Raw genomic sequence first — 20421 nt, forward strand, 5'->3', positions numbered from 1 at the left:
TGGTCTGGTCGCCATCGTTGAAGGCGAGCTTGAACGTGATGCCTACACTGGCGCGCTATTTTTGTTTTGCAGCAAAGCGAAAGATAAACTCAAATTAGTGTACTGGGATAAAACAGGGTTTGCTTTGTGGTATAAGCGACTCGAAAAACAAAAGTTCAAATGGCCAAATAAAGCCACTTTGCAAGAATTTGAACTCAGCTCTGGGCAACTGGATTGGTTGTTGTCGGGATATGATGTGCTTGGCCATGAAGAATTGCAGTATCAATCTATGATCTAATTAACAGTAAACGATCATTGCCACACATCCGTTTTTATTTGCCCTGCAAACGAGAAAAGTGCATAAAACTTTGTTAAATTGCAGGGATGAAACTTGATGCACACTCACTTCCTGATGACCCAGAACAACTCAAGCGCATGCTGCTTGAGTTGCAACATGTCGTCGCTAAAAAAGATGAAGAGTTAGCTAAAAAGGATGCGCAAATTCACGAATTGCTGCAAGCTTATAATGCGAAACTTGCCAAAGAGTACGCTAAGAAATCAGAAAAAATGCCGGGGGCGGGTGAAGTATTCAATGAAGCAGAAGAAACGCTTGATGAGTATGATAAATCGCAATTGGCCACATCGCCCTCAGTAAAGAAAGAAAAAGCCAAACCGAAACGCCGCCCACTGCCGGCGCAATTACCACGAGTAGACGTGATTGTTGACCTCAATGAGGGTGAAAAAGTATGTGATTGCTGTCAAAGCACCTTACATAAAATGGGTGAAAGCAGCAGTGAAGCATTAGAGTTTGTGCCAGCACATATCAAAGTGATTAAAACGATTCGCCCGAAATATACATGCCGTCACTGTGAGCAAGAAGGTATTGATTGTGTGGTGAAATCCGCCCCGATGCCCGCATCACCCATTCCAAAAAGTATCGCAACGGCCAGCTTGCTGAGTCAAATAATCACGTGTAAATACCAGTTTGGCTTACCGCTTTATCGCCAAGAAACAATGTTAGGCGATATTGGTATAGAATTAAGCAGGCAAACCATGTCGAGCTGGATGCTACGTTGTGCACAATTGTTGTCACCCCTGTATCAACGCTTAAAAGAGGTGTTGTTATCGCAAGCAGTTATCCATGGCGATGAAACCCCGTTAAACGTCATCAACGCAGATAAAGCGACAAGCTATATGTGGCTGTATTGTTGCGGTGATGATAAACCGGGTAAAAGCACTAATATTGTCCTGTTCGATTATCATAACAGCCGTGCGGGCCAATGTGCGGTTGATTTTCTTGATGGTTACCAAGGCTACATGCACGTTGATGGTTACAAGGCTTATGAGCAAACTCAGGCAACACTGGTTGCATGCCTTGCTCATATGCGTCGTAAATTCATCGAAGCGAAAGGCAATAATAAGAAAACAGGCAAAGCGGATGTAGCGCTCAACCTCATTGGTAAGCTCTACGGTATTGAGCAAGCTATCAAAGATAAATCAGCCACAGAGAAGTACACTGTTAGACAACAAAAAGCCAAACCCATTGTTGACGAGTTATACCAATGGCTGCTCAAACACAAAGATAAAATCCCGCCCAAAATGGCGCTAGGTAAAGCCATTAACTACGCGATAAATCAATTTGAAAAATTCCGGCGGTACCTTGATGATGGCAGACTTAAAATAGATAACAACCGCGCAGAGCGAGCCATAAAACCCTTCGTGATAGGGCGAAAAAACTGGTTGTTCTCAAATACCAGCAAGGGTGCACATGCCAGTGCGGTACTTTATAGCCTTGTTGAAACGGCGAAGGCAAATGACCTTGTGGTGCATGACTATATTTCTAGTTGCTTACAGCACCTAGCTGAGCAGCCTGATAACCTTGAGGCGCTGTTACCTTGGAACATTAAGAAAGGCTAGGTGTCGTTAGCTAGACGCTTACAGTTGAGAGTTTCATTTACCAGTTACTTTTTTGCTAGCAGAACCATCTGCTGAATCAGAAGAAGTTAGATAATAAACTTACATATCTCAGTTAATTTAATGCCAACATGGGGTCATCTAATTCGTGGTGTTACTTTTCTTTTACTATCTTTTAGTCTGAGAACTCACTTACCTTATTTTATTACAATGATACAGCTTCAAAGTATCGAAAATAGACATCCATACACAACTTCTATCATTAGCTTATCTGGTTTTTTTATGTCTAAAACCTCAATTTATCGCCTTAAATGAATATTCTGGTATGATTAGCAAATATGCGCTTTTGAATGAATTTTTGAGGTAATAATGACGCGTAGTTTTGAATTTCATTTAACTGATGAGATTGCCACGGTTGCAATGGGTAATCGCGTTGCTGATATTATAGAGCAAGGTGCGGTTATTTATTTACATGGTGATTTAGGTGCTGGTAAAACAACGTTTACACGAGGTGTAGTGCAAGGCTTTGGCCATACAGGTAAGGTTAAAAGCCCGACCTATACACTAGTAGAACCTTATGAGCTTGAGCGTGCAAATGTTTATCATTTTGACTTATACCGCTTAGGTGATCCTGAAGAACTCGAATACATGGGAATACGCGATTATTTCTCAGCAGACGCAATTTGTGTTGTTGAATGGCCTGAAAAGGGTGGTGAATTTATTCCTGTGCCTGATTTAGATATTACTCTAAGCTATGTGGGTAACGAACGTAAAATTGTTATAAATAGTGCGAGTGAGCGCGGTATAGCAATTGTCGAAAAACTAAATAATCAATAATAATATAGTTAAGGCAGTAATTATCCAATGAGCCGAGGTGTAGTTAAACTTTTTATTTATCTTATGGTTATCACCATAAGCTTGCCGTTATGGGCTAAAAACACAATCAATAGTGTGCGTGTATGGCCGTCTCCAGATAGTACGCGCGTGGTATTTGATTTAAATGATAAGCCCGACTTTAGCTATTTCATGCTTAAAAACCCTAGCCGCCTAGTGATTGATTTAGAAAATACTAGCGAGTTAAAAACATTGCCAGGTGTGCCCCCGAAACATCAAATAGTAAGCAAATTACGTTACTCAAAACCTAAAAATAAACAAAGCGTACGTTTAGTATTTGAATTAAGTGCGCCAATAAAGCCAGTGGTATTTGCCCTCGCACCTACAGGCCCTTATAAAAATAGACTCGTTGTTGATTTATACAATAAAAGCAAAGCTACTACAGTTTTTTCTCCCGCTCAAACAGCCGCTAAAAACCGTCAACTAAGCCAAGAGCGCGACATTGTTATTGCGATTGATGCGGGGCATGGCGGCGAAGACCCTGGTTCAATTGGGCCATCAGGCACCTACGAAAAAACAGTTACACTGCAAATTGCGAAGCGTTTAGAGCGCATGATTGATGGCGAACGTGGCATGATTTCGCGCATGGTACGAAGCGGTGACTATTTTGTAAAATTAAATACCCGTACTAATCGGGCCCGTGAAAAAAAGGCAGATTTTTTTGTTTCTATTCATGCTGATGCATTTACAAGCCCTGGGCCAAATGGTGCCTCTGTGTGGGTTTTATCATTAAGACGTGCTAATTCAGAAATAGGTAAATGGATAGAAGATAAAGAAAAACACTCCGAGCTTTTAGGTGGCGCTGCTGATGTAATGAAAGATGCCGCCAATGAAAAATATCTAGCACAAGCGTTGCTTGATATGTCGATGGACCACTCAATGAAAACTGGCTTAAATGTAGCTGACGAAGTGGTTAAAGAGCTTCGTAAGGTTGCCAAACTGCATAAAAAAGATCCCCAGCATGCGAGCCTTGCAGTACTAAAATCACCAGATATTCCATCTATTTTGGTAGAAACAGGGTTTATATCTAACCCGCGAGAAGAAAAGCTACTTAAAAGTCCTAATCATCAAGAGCGTTTAGCTAAAGCTATATTTACTTCAATTAAAAATTATTATTTGAAAAATCCGCCGGATGATTCTTTATTTGCTAAATTAAAGTCGCAATATCCAACAAAGCATAAAGTACGCCCCGGTGAATCTTTAAGTATGTTAGCGAGTCGCTATGGCGTTACAGTCAATAAATTAAAACAAGTTAATAAGCTTAGTTCTAATACCTTATTTATTGGGCAAGAGCTCGATATACCTCAAAGTTAGTCATTATTATTAGCGCAATGTTTGCTAGGAAGTCTCATGAATATTGAAATATTACCCGCGCGTTTAGCCAACCAAATTGCCGCAGGCGAAGTGGTTGAGCGCCCAGCGTCGGTAGTAAAAGAGCTTGTTGAAAATAGCTTAGATGCTGGCGCAACGCGTATTCAAATTGATATTGAGCGCGGCGGCCACAAACTTATTCGTATTCGTGATAATGGCGCAGGGATAAGTAAAGATGAGCTAACGCTCGCACTTTCTCGCCACGCGACAAGTAAATTAAAATCACTTGATGACCTTGAAAACATTTGCTCACTTGGCTTTAGAGGGGAAGCACTTGCGTCAATTAGTTCTGTGTCGCGTTTAACGCTGAGCTCAAAACCAAAAGAGCAAGAAGCAGCTTGGCAAGCTTTTGCAGAAGGCCGCGACATGGCCGTTCAAGTAAAACCTGTAGCGCATCCCGATGGCACAACCATTGAAGTAAAAGATTTATTTTTTAATACTCCAGCACGTCGTAAATTTTTACGCACCGAAAAAACTGAATTTAGCCATATTGATGAGTTGATAAAGCGTATTGCGCTTAGTCGCTTTGATGTCTCTATTACACTAACTCACAACGAAAAAGTAGTAAGGCAGTATCGTGCCAAAACTGATCCCTCTCAGGCTATAACACGCGTAGCACAAGTTGCAGGTAAGGCCTTTGCCGAGCAAGGTTTGCATATTCAATCAGGAGAAGGCGGTTTACAGTTGCATGGTTGGGTGCTGCCTGTCGGCTCAGCTAATACGACTCAGTACACTTATGTGAATAATCGCATGATGCGCGATAAGCTTATTTTGCATGCGATACGCCAAGCGTTTGAAGAGGTAAGTGGGACGCAAGAGCTACCAGGGTTTGTTATTTATATTGATATTGACCCACGACAGGTTGATGTAAATGTTCACCCTGCTAAGCATGAAGTGCGTTTTCATCAAGGGCGATTAATTCATGATTTTATATTGCAAGCTATTAAGCAGGTAGTCGTGCCATTGCAAGGCGAATTCACTAACGAATCAGCGAGCACAGAAGCAGAATTCACGCCAGCGTTCATTGAGTCAACGCATAGCAGTGCTAATAATATAGAAAGCGAAGGAGTGTTTGATTACCCTAAATCGCAATTACAGCCCTCTTACTCTGGAAGTACTGGTAGCTCAAGTTTGTCCTCAGGTACTAGAAGTGTTGGCGGTGCATACCGTGCAGCACCAAGTACGAGCCATCATGACGTAAATGCGTTTTATCAAGGAGTGAGTGAGCAACACGCCGCGCATTTTGATAATGCAGCCAATATATCTGCTGCACCACACCAGTCCGTATCTGTGGATAATGTCTTAAAAGCTGTTTCTATTATAAGTGTTAGTGAAGGAGTGTGTGTCTTTAGTGAAGAGCAGCAATTGTATTGCTCACATTTTAAATATGCATTAATTGATGATTGGCATAATCAAATTAAAGAGTTCGGAAGTTTAGAAGGGAAAGCCCTTTTGTTACCAGTGCGAGTAAACTTAGAAAAAGAAGATTGCTTACTTATAGAATCCCAGCAATCGTGGTTTACCTTACTTGGTTTTGAACTTGTAATAGAAAAACAATTTGTAATGGTTAAAAAATTGCCAGCGTGTTTATATTTACTTGACGTAAGTGCAGCGTTAGGTGAGCTACTTGATGCGTGTAAAGCAAAACTTGAAAATATAGAGAATTGGTTAGAATGGCAAATGAAATGCGTGCCGACCCGATTTTATTTAAGCAATGTATTTTTAGCGCAACAAATGCGCTTACAAAATAATCCACAAACTATTGAACGCTTGCGTAAAAAAGCAGTTAAAATAGAGCTAAATCACTATTTAACGCAATTAGATTAAGGTATCAGTGTTGAGTAATTTACCAGTTATATTTTTAATGGGTCCAACTGCAGCAGGTAAAACAGCATTGGCAATCTCGCTGTGCGAGCATTTAAATACAGAAATAATCAGCGTAGATTCAGCGCTAGTGTATAAAGGTATGGACATTGGTACAGCAAAACCTGATGCCGAAGAATTAGCCAAAGCTCCGCATCATTTAATTGATCTACTTGACCCGAGTGAAACGTATTCAGTTGCAGATTTTAGGCGCGATGCAGTGCAAAAAATTGACGAATTTCACAGACAAGGTAAAGTACCTGTATTGGTTGGAGGTACAATGCTGTACTTCAAATCTTTAATTGATGGTTTATCGCCTTTACCTGAAGCAGATACAGAGATAAGAGCAGAGCTAGAAGCGCAAGCTAAAGAATTTGGCTGGCCTCATTTATATAAAGAATTAGTTAAAGTTGACCCACAAGCAGCCGAAAAAATAAGTGAAAATGATTCACAAAGAATTAATCGGGCTTTAGAGGTTTACAGGTTAACTGGTAAGACCATGACTGAGTTGCAAATGCAAAAACAGCCGGCTTTACCTTATACTTTTCATCAATTTGCGATTGCACCGCAAGAACGCAGTGAATTACACCGCCGAATTGAAGAAAGGTTTAAAATAATGATTGATCAGGGGTTTGAAAATGAAGTTTCGACCCTATATCTACGTAAGGATTTACACCCCAATATGCCTTCTATTCGTTGTGTTGGTTATAGACAAATGTGGGATTACCTTGCGGGTGAAACAAACCATGATGAAATGGTTTTTCGTGGCATCGCAGCAACACGTCAGCTGGCAAAACGGCAGTTAACGTGGCTTCGTAGTTGGCCTGATGTTACTTGGTTAACAACAGGCGACGAAGAAAACTTGCATCGTGTAGTAAGTTCGCTAAGCTAGTAGTAGTTGAATATTGTTTTTTATCAAATAAGTTCAGCCACTTAATTATAATAACACCTAGAACGAAGGAACAATAACATGGCAAAAGGCCAATCGTTACAAGACCCATTTTTGAATGCACTACGACGTGAGCGCATTCCAGTATCAATCTTTTTGGTAAATGGCATAAAATTACAAGGCAAAATTCAGTCATTTGACCAATTTGTTATTTTACTAGAGAACACCGTAAATCAAATGGTTTATAAGCATGCAATTTCTACAGTTGTCCCTGCTCGCGCAGTTAACTTCCAAGCAGTTCAAGGAAGTGATGACACTGAAGAGGCAGAAGCTGGAAACTTTTAATTAGGAGCATAATGTTTGTTTGACCGCTATGAATCCGGCGAACAGGCAATTTTAGTTCATATCGACTTGCCTAAAGAAGGAGATCGTGAAGATCTTCACGAATTAGAAATGTTGGTATCTTCTGCTGGTGTTAGTAGTTTGGCGGTTGTGCAAGGCAGCCGTCAAGCACCACATCCGAAACTATTCGTCGGTACCGGTAAAGCAGAAGAAATAGCTGAGATTGTCAAAATCCACAAAGCAGATGTCGTAATTTTTAATCATCAACTCAGGCCATCACAAGAGCGTAATTTAGAGCGCGTTTGTCAATGTCGTGTGCTTGATAGAACGACGCTAATTCTTGATATTTTTGCCCAACGCGCACGTACCCACGAGGGTAAACTGCAAGTTGAATTGGCTCAACTTCGCCATATGTCGACTCGATTAATTCGAGGCTGGACTCACCTTGAACGCCAAAAAGGCGGGATTGGTTTACGTGGACCTGGTGAAACCCAACTTGAAACAGATAGACGATTACTTCGTGCCCGAATTCAAAATATCCGTGCGCGTTTAGCTAAAGTAGCAGTGCAACGCGAACAAGGTAGGCGAGCTCGCACTCGTAACGAAATACCTACGGTATCGTTAGTTGGCTATACCAATGCGGGTAAATCTACATTATTTAATCGAATTACGAATTCAGATGTATACGCGGCCGATCAGTTGTTTGCAACGCTTGACCCGACTCTACGTAAGCTTGAATTAGGTGATGTTGGTCCTGTTATCTTAGCTGATACAGTGGGCTTTATTCGTCATTTACCGCACGACTTAGTTGCTGCTTTTAAAGCAACGCTAACTGAAACTCGTGAAGCTGATTTACAGTTACATGTAATTGACGCAGCAGACTCTCGTCTTCAAGAAAATATTGAACAAGTACAATCGGTGCTTAAAGAAATTGAAGCCGATGAAGTACCACAGCTATTAATTTATAATAAAATTGATGCGCTGGATAACGTAAGCCCACGTATTGATCGAGATGACGAAGGCCAACCTATAAGAGTATGGCTTAGCGCTCAGACTGGTGAAGGGTGTGAATTACTTAGTGAGGCTATTAGTGAACTGCTTGCTAAGAAGATGTTTAACGAAACATTATTTCTTACGCCATTGTATGGTCGCCTAAGGGCTGCATTGTTTAGTTTAAATGCAGTACATGAAGAACGCTTTGATGAGCAAGGTAATTGGCTGTTAGATGTTAGAATGCCAATGGTTGAGTGGAATCGTTTAATTAAAGAATTTGGTCCTGAAATTGCTGGTTTTATCAACCGTAATTAAAAATTGACGTTTTAATGTCGGTTTTTGTATGAGAAACGCGGTAGATTTGTTAGATTTAACACAATTTCCTAATTTATTTAGATAACAATGGAGTATAGCTATGGCCTGGAATGAACCGGGTAATAATGGCAATGACAAAGATCCGTGGAATAATAAAGGCGGACGTGATCAAGGCCCACCTGATTTAGACGAGGTGTTCCGCAAGTTTAGTAACAAGTTCGGCGGCTTATTTGGCGGGAAAAAATCCGGCAATGGTAGCGGCGGTGGACTTGGCGGAGCCGGTATTTCATTCATACTTATTATCGCCGTTATTGTATGGGCGTTAAGTGGTATTTATACGGTTAAAGAAGCCGAGCGTGGTGTGGTTCTTCAATTTGGTAAATATGACCGAATTGCTGATCCTGGTCTGCGTTGGAAAATGACGTTTATTGAAACGGTAATCCCAGTAGATATTGAAGCAGTTCGTTCATTATCGGCTTCTGGTTTTATGCTTACTGAAGACGAAAACGTAGTGAGCGTTGAGTTTCAGGTGCAATACCGTGTTATTGACCCATACCTTTATGAATTTAGCGTAACTAACGCTGATAGTAGCTTAGAAGAAGCACTAGATAGTGCACTACGTTACGTTGTGGGCCATGCAAAAATGGACCAAGTATTAACTAATGGCCGTGAGGTTGTTCGTCAAAATACATGGGATGAGCTTAATAAGATTATCGAACCATATAACTTAGGTTTAATTGTTACTGACGTGAACTTCAAAGACTCTCGTCCGCCAACTGAAGTTAAAGATGCATTTGATGATGCGATTGCTGCACAAGAAGATGAAGAACGTTTCATTCGTGAAGCAGAAGCATATGCTCGTGAAATTGAACCGCGTGCTCGTGGTCAAGTAACGCGTATGACTCAAGAAGCGGAAGGTTACCAAGAGCGTATTACATTAGAAGCACAAGGTGAAGTAGCTCGTTTTGAAAAGCTATTACCTGAATATCAAGCAGCTAAAGAAGTTACTCGTGAGCGCTTATACATTGATGCAATGGAAGAAGTGTTAGGGAGTAGTTCTAAAATATTGGTTGATGTTAAAGGCGGTAATAACATGCTTTATTTACCACTTGATAAGATCATGGATAAGCAAGGGACAGCAACACGTGTTGCACTTCCAAGCTCTAGTGATATTCAAGATTTACGCAATAAAGTAAATACGTCGCGCAATAGCTCTGTTAATAGTGGTAATGACCGCTTTAACAACGACCGCTTCAATGATGGGAGATAATCATAATGAAAAACTTTAGTTTAGTAATACTATTAGCTGCCATTGTTATGTCTTTCTCATCGGTATTTGTTGTACCTGAAGGGCAAAAAGCAATTGTAATGTTATTTAGTAAAGTACAAAAAGATAGCGACGATAAAGCGATTGTATATGGCCCAGGCCTACAATTTAAAGTACCATTTTTTAGCCAAGTACGCCGTATTGATGCACGTATTCAAACGCTAGATGGTGCGCCAGATCGCTTTGTTACTAGCGAGAAAAAAGACTTAATTGTTGATTCGTTTGTAAAATGGCGCGTTAATGATTTTAGTGCTTTTTACTTACGTGCCCGTGGCGATAAGCAATATGCTGAAACGCTACTTAAACAAAAAGTAAATAATGGTCTTCGTACAAACTTTGGTACACGTACAATTCGCGAAATTGTATCGGGTGAGCGTAGCGAGTTGATGGAAGAAGCGTTAGTACAAGCTTCTGAAAGTGCACGTGAGCTTGGTATTGAGGTGCTAGACGTACGTGTTAAGCAAATTAACCTACCACAAGAAGTGAGTAGCTCTATTTACCAACGTATGCGCGCTGAGCGTACTGCTGTTGCAAAAGAGCATCGTTCTGAAGGTCAGGAAAAAGCCGAGACTATTCGTGCGGGTGTTGACCGTCGTGTAACAGTAATGCTTGCCGATGCAGAGCGTAATGCGCGTTCTGTACGTGGTCAAGGCGATGCTGATGCCGCAGGCATCTATGCAAGCGCGTATAACAAAGACCCTGAGTTCTTTAGTTTTGTGCGTTCGCTTGAGGCTTACAAAAAGACTTTTAAAAATAAGCAAGACGTTATGGTGCTTTCACCTGATAGCGACTTCTTCCAATATATGAAAGGCGCTAAAGCTCAATAGGTTTTACGTTAATTATTTAGAAGTTAAAAAGCCTCGCATTTGCGGGGCTTTTTGTTAAACACAGTCTAGTGCTTTAAATCACTGTTATTTATGTGGTTATTAGCTAATATTTGGATATAACAAATGCGCGCAGAAAAAATAAGCTGAACAGGGGTGATCTTTACTTTAGTTTTCTGGTAAAATCTCGTCCTAATTTTCTCTAAGTGAATTTACGATGGGTAAAAACGTTGTTGTATTAGGCACCCAATGGGGTGACGAAGGAAAGGGTAAGGTAGTTGATCTCCTTACAGACAAAGCATCTTTAGTAGTTCGTTATCAAGGTGGCCACAATGCGGGTCATACTTTAGTTATCGAAGGTGAAAAGACGGTTCTACACCTTATTCCATCGGGTGTATTACGTGACAATGTTAAATGTGTGATTGGTAATGGTGTAGTTTTATCACCAGAAGCGCTAATGAGAGAAATTGGCATGCTTGAAGAACGCGGCGTACCAGTACGTGAGCGTCTTTTAATAAGTGAAGCATGTCCGCTAATCTTGCCTTTCCATGTTGCATTAGATGTAGCCCGCGAAACTGCTCGTGGCGATAAGCCAATTGGTACAACTGGCCGTGGTATCGGTCCTGCGTACGAAGATAAAGTGGCTCGCCGTGGTTTACGCGTAGGCGATTTATTTAATCCTGAATTATTTGCAGCTAAATTAAAAGAAGTTCTTGAATACCATAACTTCACTTTAGTTAACTACTACAAAGTAGACGCTGTAGATTTCCAAAAAACGTTTGATGATGCAATGGCTGTTGCTGATATCTTAAAAGCAATGGTTGTAGATGTAACTGAGCTTTTAGATCAAACGCGTTTAGCTGGCGAAAACATTTTATTTGAAGGTGCACAAGGTACGTTACTTGATATCGATCACGGTACTTACCCTTATGTAACATCTTCAAATACTACAGCTGGTGGCGTTGCGACTGGTGCAGGTTTTGGTCCATTAAACCTTGATTACGTTTTAGGTATTATTAAAGCGTACACTACACGTGTTGGTTCAGGTCCTTTCCCTACAGAGCTTTACGACGGTCTTGAGAAACAAGATCCAGTTGGTAAGCACTTAGGTGATAAAGGCCATGAGTTTGGCGCTACAACAGGTCGACTTCGTCGTACGGGTTGGTTAGATGCAGTGGCTATGCGCCGTGCAGTTCAAATCAACAGTATTTCAGGTTTTTGTTTAACTAAGCTTGATGTTTTAGATGGCTTAGAAACGCTTAAAATCTGTATTGGTTACAAGCTTGAAGATGGCACAGTTACTAACGTAACACCATTAGCAGCTGAAGGTTACGATAAAGTAACGCCAGTATACGAAGAAATGCCAGGTTGGTCAGAAAACACTGTTGGTGTAACGAGTCTTGACGGTTTACCAAAAGCTGCGATTGACTACATCAAGCGTATTGAAGAAATTACGGGTGTTCCAATTGATATTATTTCTACAGGTCCAGACCGCGTAGAAACTATGGTACTTCGCAACCCGTTTGCGTAATTACCATTAGATTAAAAAAAGCTGCCTAGTGCAGCTTTTTTTGTATCTAAAATTCACCTTGGAACGATCTTTGTATATATTTTAATAAGTTTATTTTTATAAGTGGTGAGCATGCGTTTATTTTACCGTAATTGCGTATTAAGGCTTTCATTAATTCCGCTGTCTTTATTTATAGCAACCAACAGCTTAGCTACAGAAAGCCCTGCTGCTGTACCGCTGTATACAGAATCTGAGCTAATTGCGTTAATAAATAAAAATACGCATTTAGCGCGGGTGAAGGCAGATGATTGCCAGTTAGTGCAAGATATAGAAGCACGAGCCAATAAAATGGCATTGCCGTCTTATCAATTTTTATACGGCGATATGCTGGCTTATAACGTGTGCGTGGATCGTAATGTAGAGTTAGGTGTGTATTACATGCGAAAAGCGGCTGAACAAGGCTTAGCGGCAGCGCTAGAGCAGTTAGGGCGTTACTACGACACCGGGCGTTTAGTTCAGCAAGATAAAGCAATGGCAATTACGTATTTGCGTGAAGCATCGTCGCAAGGCAATCTAAAAGCACAACTACGTCTAGTTAAATTATTTAATGATGGCTATGGCAGCCCGCGTGATTTTGAAGATGCATACCGCTGGCTATTTAATTCTATGGTGGCAGATAAAGCGACTCATAAAAAAATTGAGCTAGCATTGACTAAGTTAGCGCAAAAAATGCCAGATAGTGTGGTTGCGCGAGCTCGTCTTCCTTTTTAATAGCTCTTAAAAAACAAAACCCTAACATCTTAAGTTAGGGTTTTTGAGTTTTTACAGGTAGTAGAAGTGTTTAACTTTCTTCTTTAGCCTTTGTTTGCGGGTCTTTTAAGACCGACATTTTAGGCGGCTGCAATGCAACAACACGCTCGCCTTCTTGCGGCGGTTTTTCCATGTTGATTGTAAACGGTCTTAGCTTAATTGGCGTATCGTCGTCGCTGTCTTTATCACCTTTAAGAATAAACAAAGGGATAGCCTCAGGGTTCATTTCTAGGTATTGCTCCCAGCTAAACTCATCCGAGATACGTGTTGAACTAACCTTACCGCCTTTAGCTATGATACTGCTCAAACGTGCGTATGAGCCTTCGTCGCCAAACAGTATTTGTCTAGATAAAAACGTTGCACTGTCTTTATTTGCTTTAGCATGCGACGTTGATGAGCGAAGCGAAAATACATTTTTTTCATTAAGTAAATGCGAAAAGTATTGAACGCCTAGCGCATTATGATGACGGTTTGGCGATAGCGCCAACACACTACGAATAGTTGTTAGAGGTAAATAGCGTTCAGCATGCTCTGATTGCGGGTTACCATAATAACAAGCTAAGCCATCCATACGTGCCATTCTGCAGTTTTCCCATGCAGGGTCTGAAAGATGAACCGGAATATTCTGCTCTTGTAAGCCACGTCCAATTGCACGCGATACATGGTTTGCACCAATAATTAATATTGTGTTTGGCGATGGTTGGCGTACACCTAATAGCTTGGCAACAGGGATGGCTGTTAAGCTTTGCAGCACAACCGTAATGATGATCACCGTAAATATAAGTGGCACCATTTTTTCAGCATCAGCAACGCCAGCTTCCATCATACTTAGTGCAAATACCGACCCAACGGCTGCGGCAACTATACCGCGTGGAGCAATCCAGGCAAGTACCAAGCGAGACTTCATTGGTAAGTCAGTACCAAAGGTCGAAATAGCAATACACAGTGGGCGTGCAACAAAAAGCACAATAGCTAAAAATATAAATACATCGCTGTCGAGCATCATCAAATCAGAAAGCTGTAAACGTGCTGCAAGTAAAATAAACAGCGTTGATATTAATATCATCGACAAGTCTTCTTTAAACTCAAGTACAGAATCTATTTCTAAATCGTCTTGGTTCGCAAGCCAAATACCAAATACAGTTACTGCTAATAAGCCTGATTCATGGCTTAAATAGTTTGATACAGAAAAACTAATAAGGACTAGTGCTAAAATTCCAAACTTATGCAATTCAAATGGCAGCCACTCGCGACGCATTAATAGTGTTGTTAGCCAACCAGCAGCAACACCAATACTTAAACCAACACCTAGGGTTTTAACTAAAGCAATAATAGTATGACTAAATACTTCGCCTTGGCCTACAAGCATTACAGCTTCAAATACCAATACAGCAAATAATGCGCCAATTGGGTCTATTACAATACCTTCCCAGCGAAGTATGCGGTCTATATCTTGTGTTGGACGCATTGAGTTTAATAGCGGTGCTATAACTGTAGGGCCAGTAACAACGAGTACTGCGCCTAGTACCGCAGCAACACGCCAATTGAGCTCAAGCAACCAGTAGGCGCTTAAGCTAATAATAATGCAGGTAGTAAGCATACCGATTGAGCAGAGATTCCTTACAACTTTTCCTATCCCTTTTAATTCTCTGAAATGCAGAGTTAAGGAACCTTCAAATAAAATGATGGCAACGCTTAGTGATACTACTGGAAACAGTAAATCACCTAAAAGTGCATCAGGGTCTAAAACACCACTAAATGGTCCAAGTAAAAGACCAGTAAGCAATAAAAAAAGAATAGCGGGTACTCTAAAAGCCCACGCGACCCATTGGGCAAGCACAGAGCAAAGTGCGATACCGGCTATGTAAATTGCTGACATAGATTAAGAATTCCTTATTTATGACGATATGTTTAGAAAGTATAACTTTTGTTAATTATTAATACAGGGGTATACACCGGAAACTCAAATATTACTAATCAATTTTAGCTGCTTATAAAAGATTAGTAGGCTTAAATTATTTAGCGAGAACTTAGCCACCTTATTTTAAAGTGTATTAATTGTTTAATTTATTGAATTTTAATAACAATATAAAGGGTATGAGTGTTTCGTATTAACTTAGTTCGAATTTTAACCTTGATTTTAAAGGGGTATTTGGTGTATTATACTTCGTGTTCTAATAATTAGTCATCTAACGAAGTTTATTGAAGATAAAACAGGCTTGTTAATCTTAACGTCATTTTTAATCTTTATAATCATGTGTTAGTGATGTTTCTAGTATTTGAGCATTACAAAATATCATTTGCCGAATTCTTGGTATGGTTTTGCCAAACAAGTTTATTTAATTATTTAAGTAAATAAAGGTTTGAGTTGAACTATTACTTTCAATATTTAGCCCCCCATCGTGGCGGTTAAATCTCGGTCCTTTGGTCTTCACCCTATCTGTTGGTGTATCAGACTTTAGAGGCTCTATGTATGTTGTTAATAAAAAAGCCACACACAGCTTTTTACAGCGATGCATAAACAACACTTTTAAATTTTTTGATTAGTGCTGCTCAATATTATTGGGTTGTTGCTACTTTTACTTAACCTCAAATCTAAGCTTCTTGTTTTAGATATGGTTTTTGCGTGTGTGTAAAAAAGTGTTGCCTAAATGAAAAGAAAAATTCGAAGCTATGTTTTAAACCTAGCTACTTAGTTTTAGCTCGTCTAATTAAGATGAGCGCAGATAAAATGGAAAGTTGAGCATTTATGCAAAAGTTAAATTGGCGACGTATCGTACTTAAAGTAGGTAGTGCATTAATTGCACCAGATCAAGATGGCTGCCGTTCGCGTTACATATTAACCATCGCACAGTTCATTGTTCGTTGTCGTGCCCGTGGAATCGAGGTGATTTTAGTATCATCGGGTTCTGTAGCGGCTGGAGCGCATTTATTCCCATCAGACAAACCTCGCTCTGTGGTGATGAAAAAAGCAATGGCAGCAGCAGGCCAAACAGAAATGATCGCCATGTGGGACCGCTTTTTTGACTTTCCATCTGCGCAACTATTATTAACGCACGGCGATTTACGTGACCGTGAGCGTTACCAAAGTATTCGCGAAACAGTGTTTACTTTACTTGAGCATGGTGTTTTTCCTATTATTAATGAAAATGATGCTGTAACTACCGACGACTTAAGAGTGGGTGATAACGACAACTTATCAGCAATGGTCGCAGCAGCAGCCGATGCCGATGCTTTATTAATATTCTCAGACGTTGATGGGTTATATGATAAAAACCCTAACTTACATGATGATGCGGTGTTACTGCCTGAAATAAAATCAATTGATGAATCTATTTATGCTATGGCAGGATGTGCTACAAGTGCTGTTGGTACTGGTGGCATGAAAACCAAAATAGAAGCGGCAGAAAAAGCAACGTCACATGGTATCGCGACTTATATTATAAACGGCTTTAAAGAAGAAACATTTACGAAACTGCTAGCTGGGGAAAATCCTGGTAGCGTATTTTTACCTTACGAAAAACCGATGCAAGATTCTGTACATTGGATGACACACACAGCAAATGAGCAAGGTGAAGTTGTTGTTGATGGATCATTTGATGAATCCCTTGAAGGTGAAAGTGGATGTATTCGCGGTGATGAAATCATGGAAGTCCATGGTGAATTTGCTGTTGGTGATACCATTTTAGTACGTAGTGAAGACGGTACACGTTTAGCTAAAGCGACCGCAAATTATAGTAGCTGTTTGTTAAACTTTATTGCAGACAACGAACAGAGTGAATTCAGCGAAAAAATGCAGGATTCAATTGGACCAGTTATATCTGAAAAACATATCGCATTATTGGAGAAGTCATGAGTTTAATTACGGACATTTCACGCCAGACAGCTAAAGCTGCCCATACACTTGCTTTACTCGATACCGAGACTAAAAATCAAGTACTAGTTGAAATGGCAGCGGCATTAAGAGAGCAAAAAGCATTTATAATCAAAGAAAACGAAAGTGATCTAAGCGCAGCACGCGACAATAACTTAGCAGCTTCAATGATCGACCGCTTAACGCTAAACGATGAGCGTATTGAAGCAATGGCAGAAGGCATTGAAGTAATCGTAAGCCTGGACGATCCTGTTGGTCAGCTACGTGATATTACAGAGCGTCCAAATGGCATTAAAATTCGTAAAATGCGCGTACCTCTTGGCGTTGTATGTATGATTTACGAAGCACGCCCAAATGTAACAGCAGACGCTGGCGCATTATGTTTTAAATCAGGTAATGGCGTAATTTTACGTGGCGGTAAAGAAGCACTTAAAAGTTCGCAAGCTATCGCAAGTGTAATGCACAGCGTACTTGAAAAGCATAACTTACCAGTATCACTTATTTCAGTGATTCCAGATCCAGATCGTGCACTATTAATGGAATTAATGCAGCAACGTGAAAGCATTGACTTAATAATTCCACGTGGCGGTGAAGGCTTAATTAACTTTGTTACTGAAAACAGTACGATTCCAGTAATTCAGCATTACAAAGGCGTTTGTCATCTATATGTAGATAAAGATGCAGACCTAGAAATTGCGCTTAACTTACTACTTAACGGTAAAACGCAGCGTACCGGTGTTTGTAATGCACTTGAGGGCTTAGTAGTTCATCAAGATGTTGCAGATGAGTTTTTAAATCTGTGCGCAGTTGTATTACGCCAAGAAGGTGTAAAAATAAATGCTGACAGCTTTGCAGCTAAATACTTTGATAATGCAACTGTGTTAGCCGATAACGAATTTGGTGAAGAATATCTAGACCTAGAAATCGCTATTCGCGTTGTACCAAACTTTACGGCAGCGGTTGAACACATTGCACAGTTTGGATCAAACCACACTGAAGTAATTTGCACTAAAAACGCAGCCGCTGCAGAGTTATTCCAGCGTAGTGTCGATGCTTCTGTAGTGATGGTTAATACATCATCTCGCTTTTCTGATGGCTCACAGCTGGGTCTAGGCGCAGAGATTGGTATAGCAACTTCTAAGCTTCATGCATACGGCCCTATGGGACTTGAGTCACTGACTACTGAGAAGTACTTAGTGAATGGTGAAGGCCAAGTTCGCGAGTAACCGCTAAAGCTTAATTTCATTAAAAAGCCGAGTATGGAAATACTCGGCTTTTTTGTTTTTTCAGACTACTCTGTAATTAATTTAATTTTTCAAGCCAGTCGCTTGCAGGTTCAGGCCTGTGTAAATAATAGCCTTGAAGAATAACTTCTGGATATTCTTGCAATAAATCAAAGTGGGACTGGTTCTCTACACCTTCGGCAACTATCTCGAGTTCAAATAAACGGCCTAAGCTTACAATCATATCAATAATCAACTTATCGTTATTATCAGTCGGTGCTTCCAATACAAAAGAACGGTCAATTTTTAGTTCTTGTATGGGTAATTGTTTAAGATAAGTTAAACTCGAATATCCAGTACCAAAGTCATCAATTGATACCCTAATACCTAGCTTCTTGAGAAAGTGAACAGCCTCAATAGCCGCTTCCATGTGATTAAGCAATGTACCTTCAATTATCTCAATAGTGAGTTGCTGAGGATTAATGCTATGTTGCTTTATTTGTTGGCTAATAAAGCTTAAAAAACGCGCTTCATGAAAGTGCCTGCCACTTACATTAATTGATAGGTTTAACTCAGGGTGAGTTTTACTAAGTTGCGTTAATATTTCAAGTGCATTTGAAGTTACCCAGCAATCTAAGTCATAAATTATATCTGACTCTTCGGCTATAGATATAAACTCACCAGGGCTAATGAAGCCTTTTTGAGGATGCTCCCATCTTAATAAAACCTCAGCCCCTTTAAGGGTTTGGCTTCGGTCAAATTGGGATTGTAAATATAGGGATAACTCATTATTTGAGATTGCTTTACGTAAATCTTGTTCTATTTCAAAACGGCGTTTTGCTTGCTCGCCAAACGAAGTATCAAAAAAGGTAACTCTATTACCGCCTTTTTCTTTTGCTTTGTAACAAGCCGCCTCACAGTTACGGATTGTTTCTATAGCACTTTCCCACTGATCTTCCCGAGGAAAAATATACGTGCCAATACTTACTGTTAAGCTAACGTCTTGTTCATCAACGACAAAGGGGTGGTTTACACTTATGATCAGTTCTTGGGCTTTATTTTCAGCCATAGCTTGGGCTCTGATCCTGCCAACGCCTTTTTCAACTGTACACAGTACTGCAAATTCATCACTGCCTAAGCGAGCAATAACATCTTTTTTATTCACCTTAGAATGAATTCGTTTAGTTAATTCTTTTAAAATGTTATCGCCAGCGAGTAGGCCTAATCCATCATTTATTGAGTGGAAGCTGTCTATGTCAATAATATAAATATAGGCATAACTATTTTCGGTACTACAAACCTGAAGTTGCTGCTCCAACTGCTTTAAAAAACCATTTCGGTTGGGCAAACCTGTAAGTTCATCATGCCATGTGAGGTAGTGAATTCTTTCTTGCGTTATCTTAACGCTAGAAATATCACTAAATACACCAATATAGTGCACGTTGGTATCTTGCTCGCCTCTTACCATACTAAGAGTTAATAACTCAGGATAAAGCTCGCCATTTTTTCGTCTGGTTACTAGCTCTCCACTCCAATATCCTGCTTGGTTTGCATGATGCCATACTTGATCAAAGCTAATACTAGGGTGGTTATTTTGTTTAATATCGTGCAACTGCATTTGCAGGGAGTCAGATTCAGAGTAACCTGTAATCCGGCAAAATGAAGGGTTTACGGCAATGATTTTTCCGTTACTGTCGGTAATAACAACGCCATCAGCGGTTCCCGTTAGGGCTTGATAAAATAATTTTTGTTTTGATGAGAGCTCTTTTAATTCTTCTTCTCGCTGGCTTAGCTCTTGTATTAGTGATTCTATTTCAAGTAGCTTGTCGTGCAGGTCAAAGTTTTTTTCGATAAGCCTATCTAGCATGCCTTGAGCGGTAATATGAGTGCGAATGCGTGCTCTAACGAGCGCTAGCTTGTAAGGTTTGTGTATGTAGTCAATTGCGCCCATAGCAAAGCCTTTTTCTTCAGACTCTTCTTCGGTAAGCGCAGTTACAAATATGACGGGGATACCTTTGGTATTTTGTTTCGCTTTGAGTATATTACATACTTCGTAGCCGTCCATGCCAGGCATCATTATGTCTAATAAAATCAAGTCAGGCCGAGTTGACTCAATAAAGATCAAAGCCTGCTCACCACTAGTAGAAATACGTACATCGTAGTCAGTTAAAAGTCCTTCTACTAATACGTGTAAATTACTAGGTTCGTCATCAACAATAAGAATTAAAGGTTTATGCTTTTGTTCTGTGGTTAATCCATTACTGCTTGCGAGGTAATTTGAATGCACTATCTG

The 20421-nt window shown here is 40.2% G+C and carries 16 protein-coding genes; 14 read left to right on the forward strand and 2 right to left on the reverse strand.

Annotated features, from left to right (window positions below):
• The 12 genes from tnpB to GQR45_RS02965 all read left to right on the forward strand — a co-directional run.
• On the forward strand, positions 1–277 hold a 277-nt coding region (tnpB, locus tag GQR45_RS02910), incomplete at its 5' end, for an IS66 family insertion sequence element accessory protein TnpB (protein ID WP_165725094.1).
• An 86-nt stretch (positions 278–363) separates the two neighbouring features.
• Positions 364–1896, forward strand: coding sequence for an IS66 family transposase (locus GQR45_RS02915; protein WP_165725095.1), 1533 nt, complete (start codon positions 364–366; stop codon positions 1894–1896).
• A 366-nt stretch (positions 1897–2262) separates the two neighbouring features.
• Positions 2263–2730 (forward strand): tRNA (adenosine(37)-N6)-threonylcarbamoyltransferase complex ATPase subunit type 1 TsaE, encoded by a 468-nt coding sequence (gene tsaE, locus GQR45_RS02920; RefSeq protein WP_002957887.1) that lies wholly within the window; start codon positions 2263–2265, stop codon positions 2728–2730.
• A 27-nt stretch (positions 2731–2757) separates the two neighbouring features.
• On the forward strand, positions 2758–4101 hold the full coding sequence (locus GQR45_RS02925) for an N-acetylmuramoyl-L-alanine amidase (protein ID WP_165725096.1): 1344 nt from the start codon (positions 2758–2760) through the stop codon (positions 4099–4101).
• A 36-nt stretch (positions 4102–4137) separates the two neighbouring features.
• Positions 4138–5985, forward strand: a complete 1848-nt coding sequence (gene mutL / locus GQR45_RS02930; protein WP_165725097.1) for a DNA mismatch repair endonuclease MutL — start codon at positions 4138–4140, stop codon at positions 5983–5985.
• 10 nt (positions 5986–5995) lie between these two features.
• Positions 5996–6913, forward strand: a complete 918-nt coding sequence (miaA, locus tag GQR45_RS02935; protein WP_165725098.1) for a tRNA (adenosine(37)-N6)-dimethylallyltransferase MiaA — start codon at positions 5996–5998, stop codon at positions 6911–6913.
• A 78-nt stretch (positions 6914–6991) separates the two neighbouring features.
• A complete protein-coding gene (hfq, locus tag GQR45_RS02940) occupies positions 6992–7255 on the forward strand; it encodes an RNA chaperone Hfq (RefSeq protein WP_002957883.1) in 264 nt (87 codons plus the stop codon).
• A 15-nt stretch (positions 7256–7270) separates the two neighbouring features.
• Positions 7271–8560: a ribosome rescue GTPase HflX gene (gene hflX / locus GQR45_RS02945; protein WP_165725099.1), complete on the forward strand. Its 1290-nt coding sequence runs from the start codon at positions 7271–7273 to the stop codon at positions 8558–8560.
• 100 nt (positions 8561–8660) lie between these two features.
• Positions 8661–9830, forward strand: coding sequence for an FtsH protease activity modulator HflK (gene hflK, locus GQR45_RS02950; RefSeq protein WP_010554352.1), 1170 nt, complete (start codon positions 8661–8663; stop codon positions 9828–9830).
• 5 nt (positions 9831–9835) lie between these two features.
• Complete coding sequence (gene hflC, locus GQR45_RS02955; RefSeq protein ID WP_165725100.1) at positions 9836–10714, forward strand: protease modulator HflC; 879 nt, start codon at positions 9836–9838, stop codon at positions 10712–10714.
• Positions 10715–10928: 214 nt separating this feature from the next.
• A complete protein-coding gene (locus tag GQR45_RS02960; RefSeq protein ID WP_010554354.1) occupies positions 10929–12242 on the forward strand; it encodes an adenylosuccinate synthase in 1314 nt (437 codons plus the stop codon).
• A gap of 111 nt (positions 12243–12353) precedes the next feature.
• Positions 12354–12992 (forward strand): SEL1-like repeat protein, encoded by a 639-nt coding sequence (locus GQR45_RS02965; RefSeq protein WP_165725101.1) that lies wholly within the window; start codon positions 12354–12356, stop codon positions 12990–12992.
• Positions 12993–13062: 70 nt separating this feature from the next.
• Here GQR45_RS02965 and GQR45_RS02970 read toward each other — a convergent pair whose 3' ends face one another.
• On the reverse strand, positions 13063–14910 hold the full coding sequence (locus GQR45_RS02970) for a sodium:proton antiporter (RefSeq protein ID WP_007586413.1): 1848 nt from the start codon (positions 14908–14910) through the stop codon (positions 13063–13065).
• A gap of 870 nt (positions 14911–15780) precedes the next feature.
• Here GQR45_RS02970 and proB point away from each other — a divergent pair.
• Positions 15781–16887, forward strand: a complete 1107-nt coding sequence (proB, locus tag GQR45_RS02975) for a glutamate 5-kinase (RefSeq protein WP_010554355.1) — start codon at positions 15781–15783, stop codon at positions 16885–16887.
• Positions 16884–18131 (forward strand): glutamate-5-semialdehyde dehydrogenase, encoded by a 1248-nt coding sequence (locus GQR45_RS02980; RefSeq protein WP_007586417.1) that lies wholly within the window; start codon positions 16884–16886, stop codon positions 18129–18131. The genes proB and GQR45_RS02980 overlap by 4 nt, the downstream gene beginning before the upstream one ends.
• 76 nt (positions 18132–18207) lie before the next feature.
• Here the strand turns inward: GQR45_RS02980 and GQR45_RS02985 are convergent, their stop codons facing one another.
• A complete protein-coding gene (locus GQR45_RS02985; protein WP_165725102.1) occupies positions 18208–20415 on the reverse strand; it encodes an EAL domain-containing protein in 2208 nt (735 codons plus the stop codon).
• Positions 20416–20421 lie beyond the last annotated feature (6 nt).

This window comes from Pseudoalteromonas sp. SA25, from assembly GCF_011378705.1.
GTDB classification, from domain to species: domain Bacteria; phylum Pseudomonadota; class Gammaproteobacteria; order Enterobacterales; family Alteromonadaceae; genus Pseudoalteromonas; species Pseudoalteromonas arctica.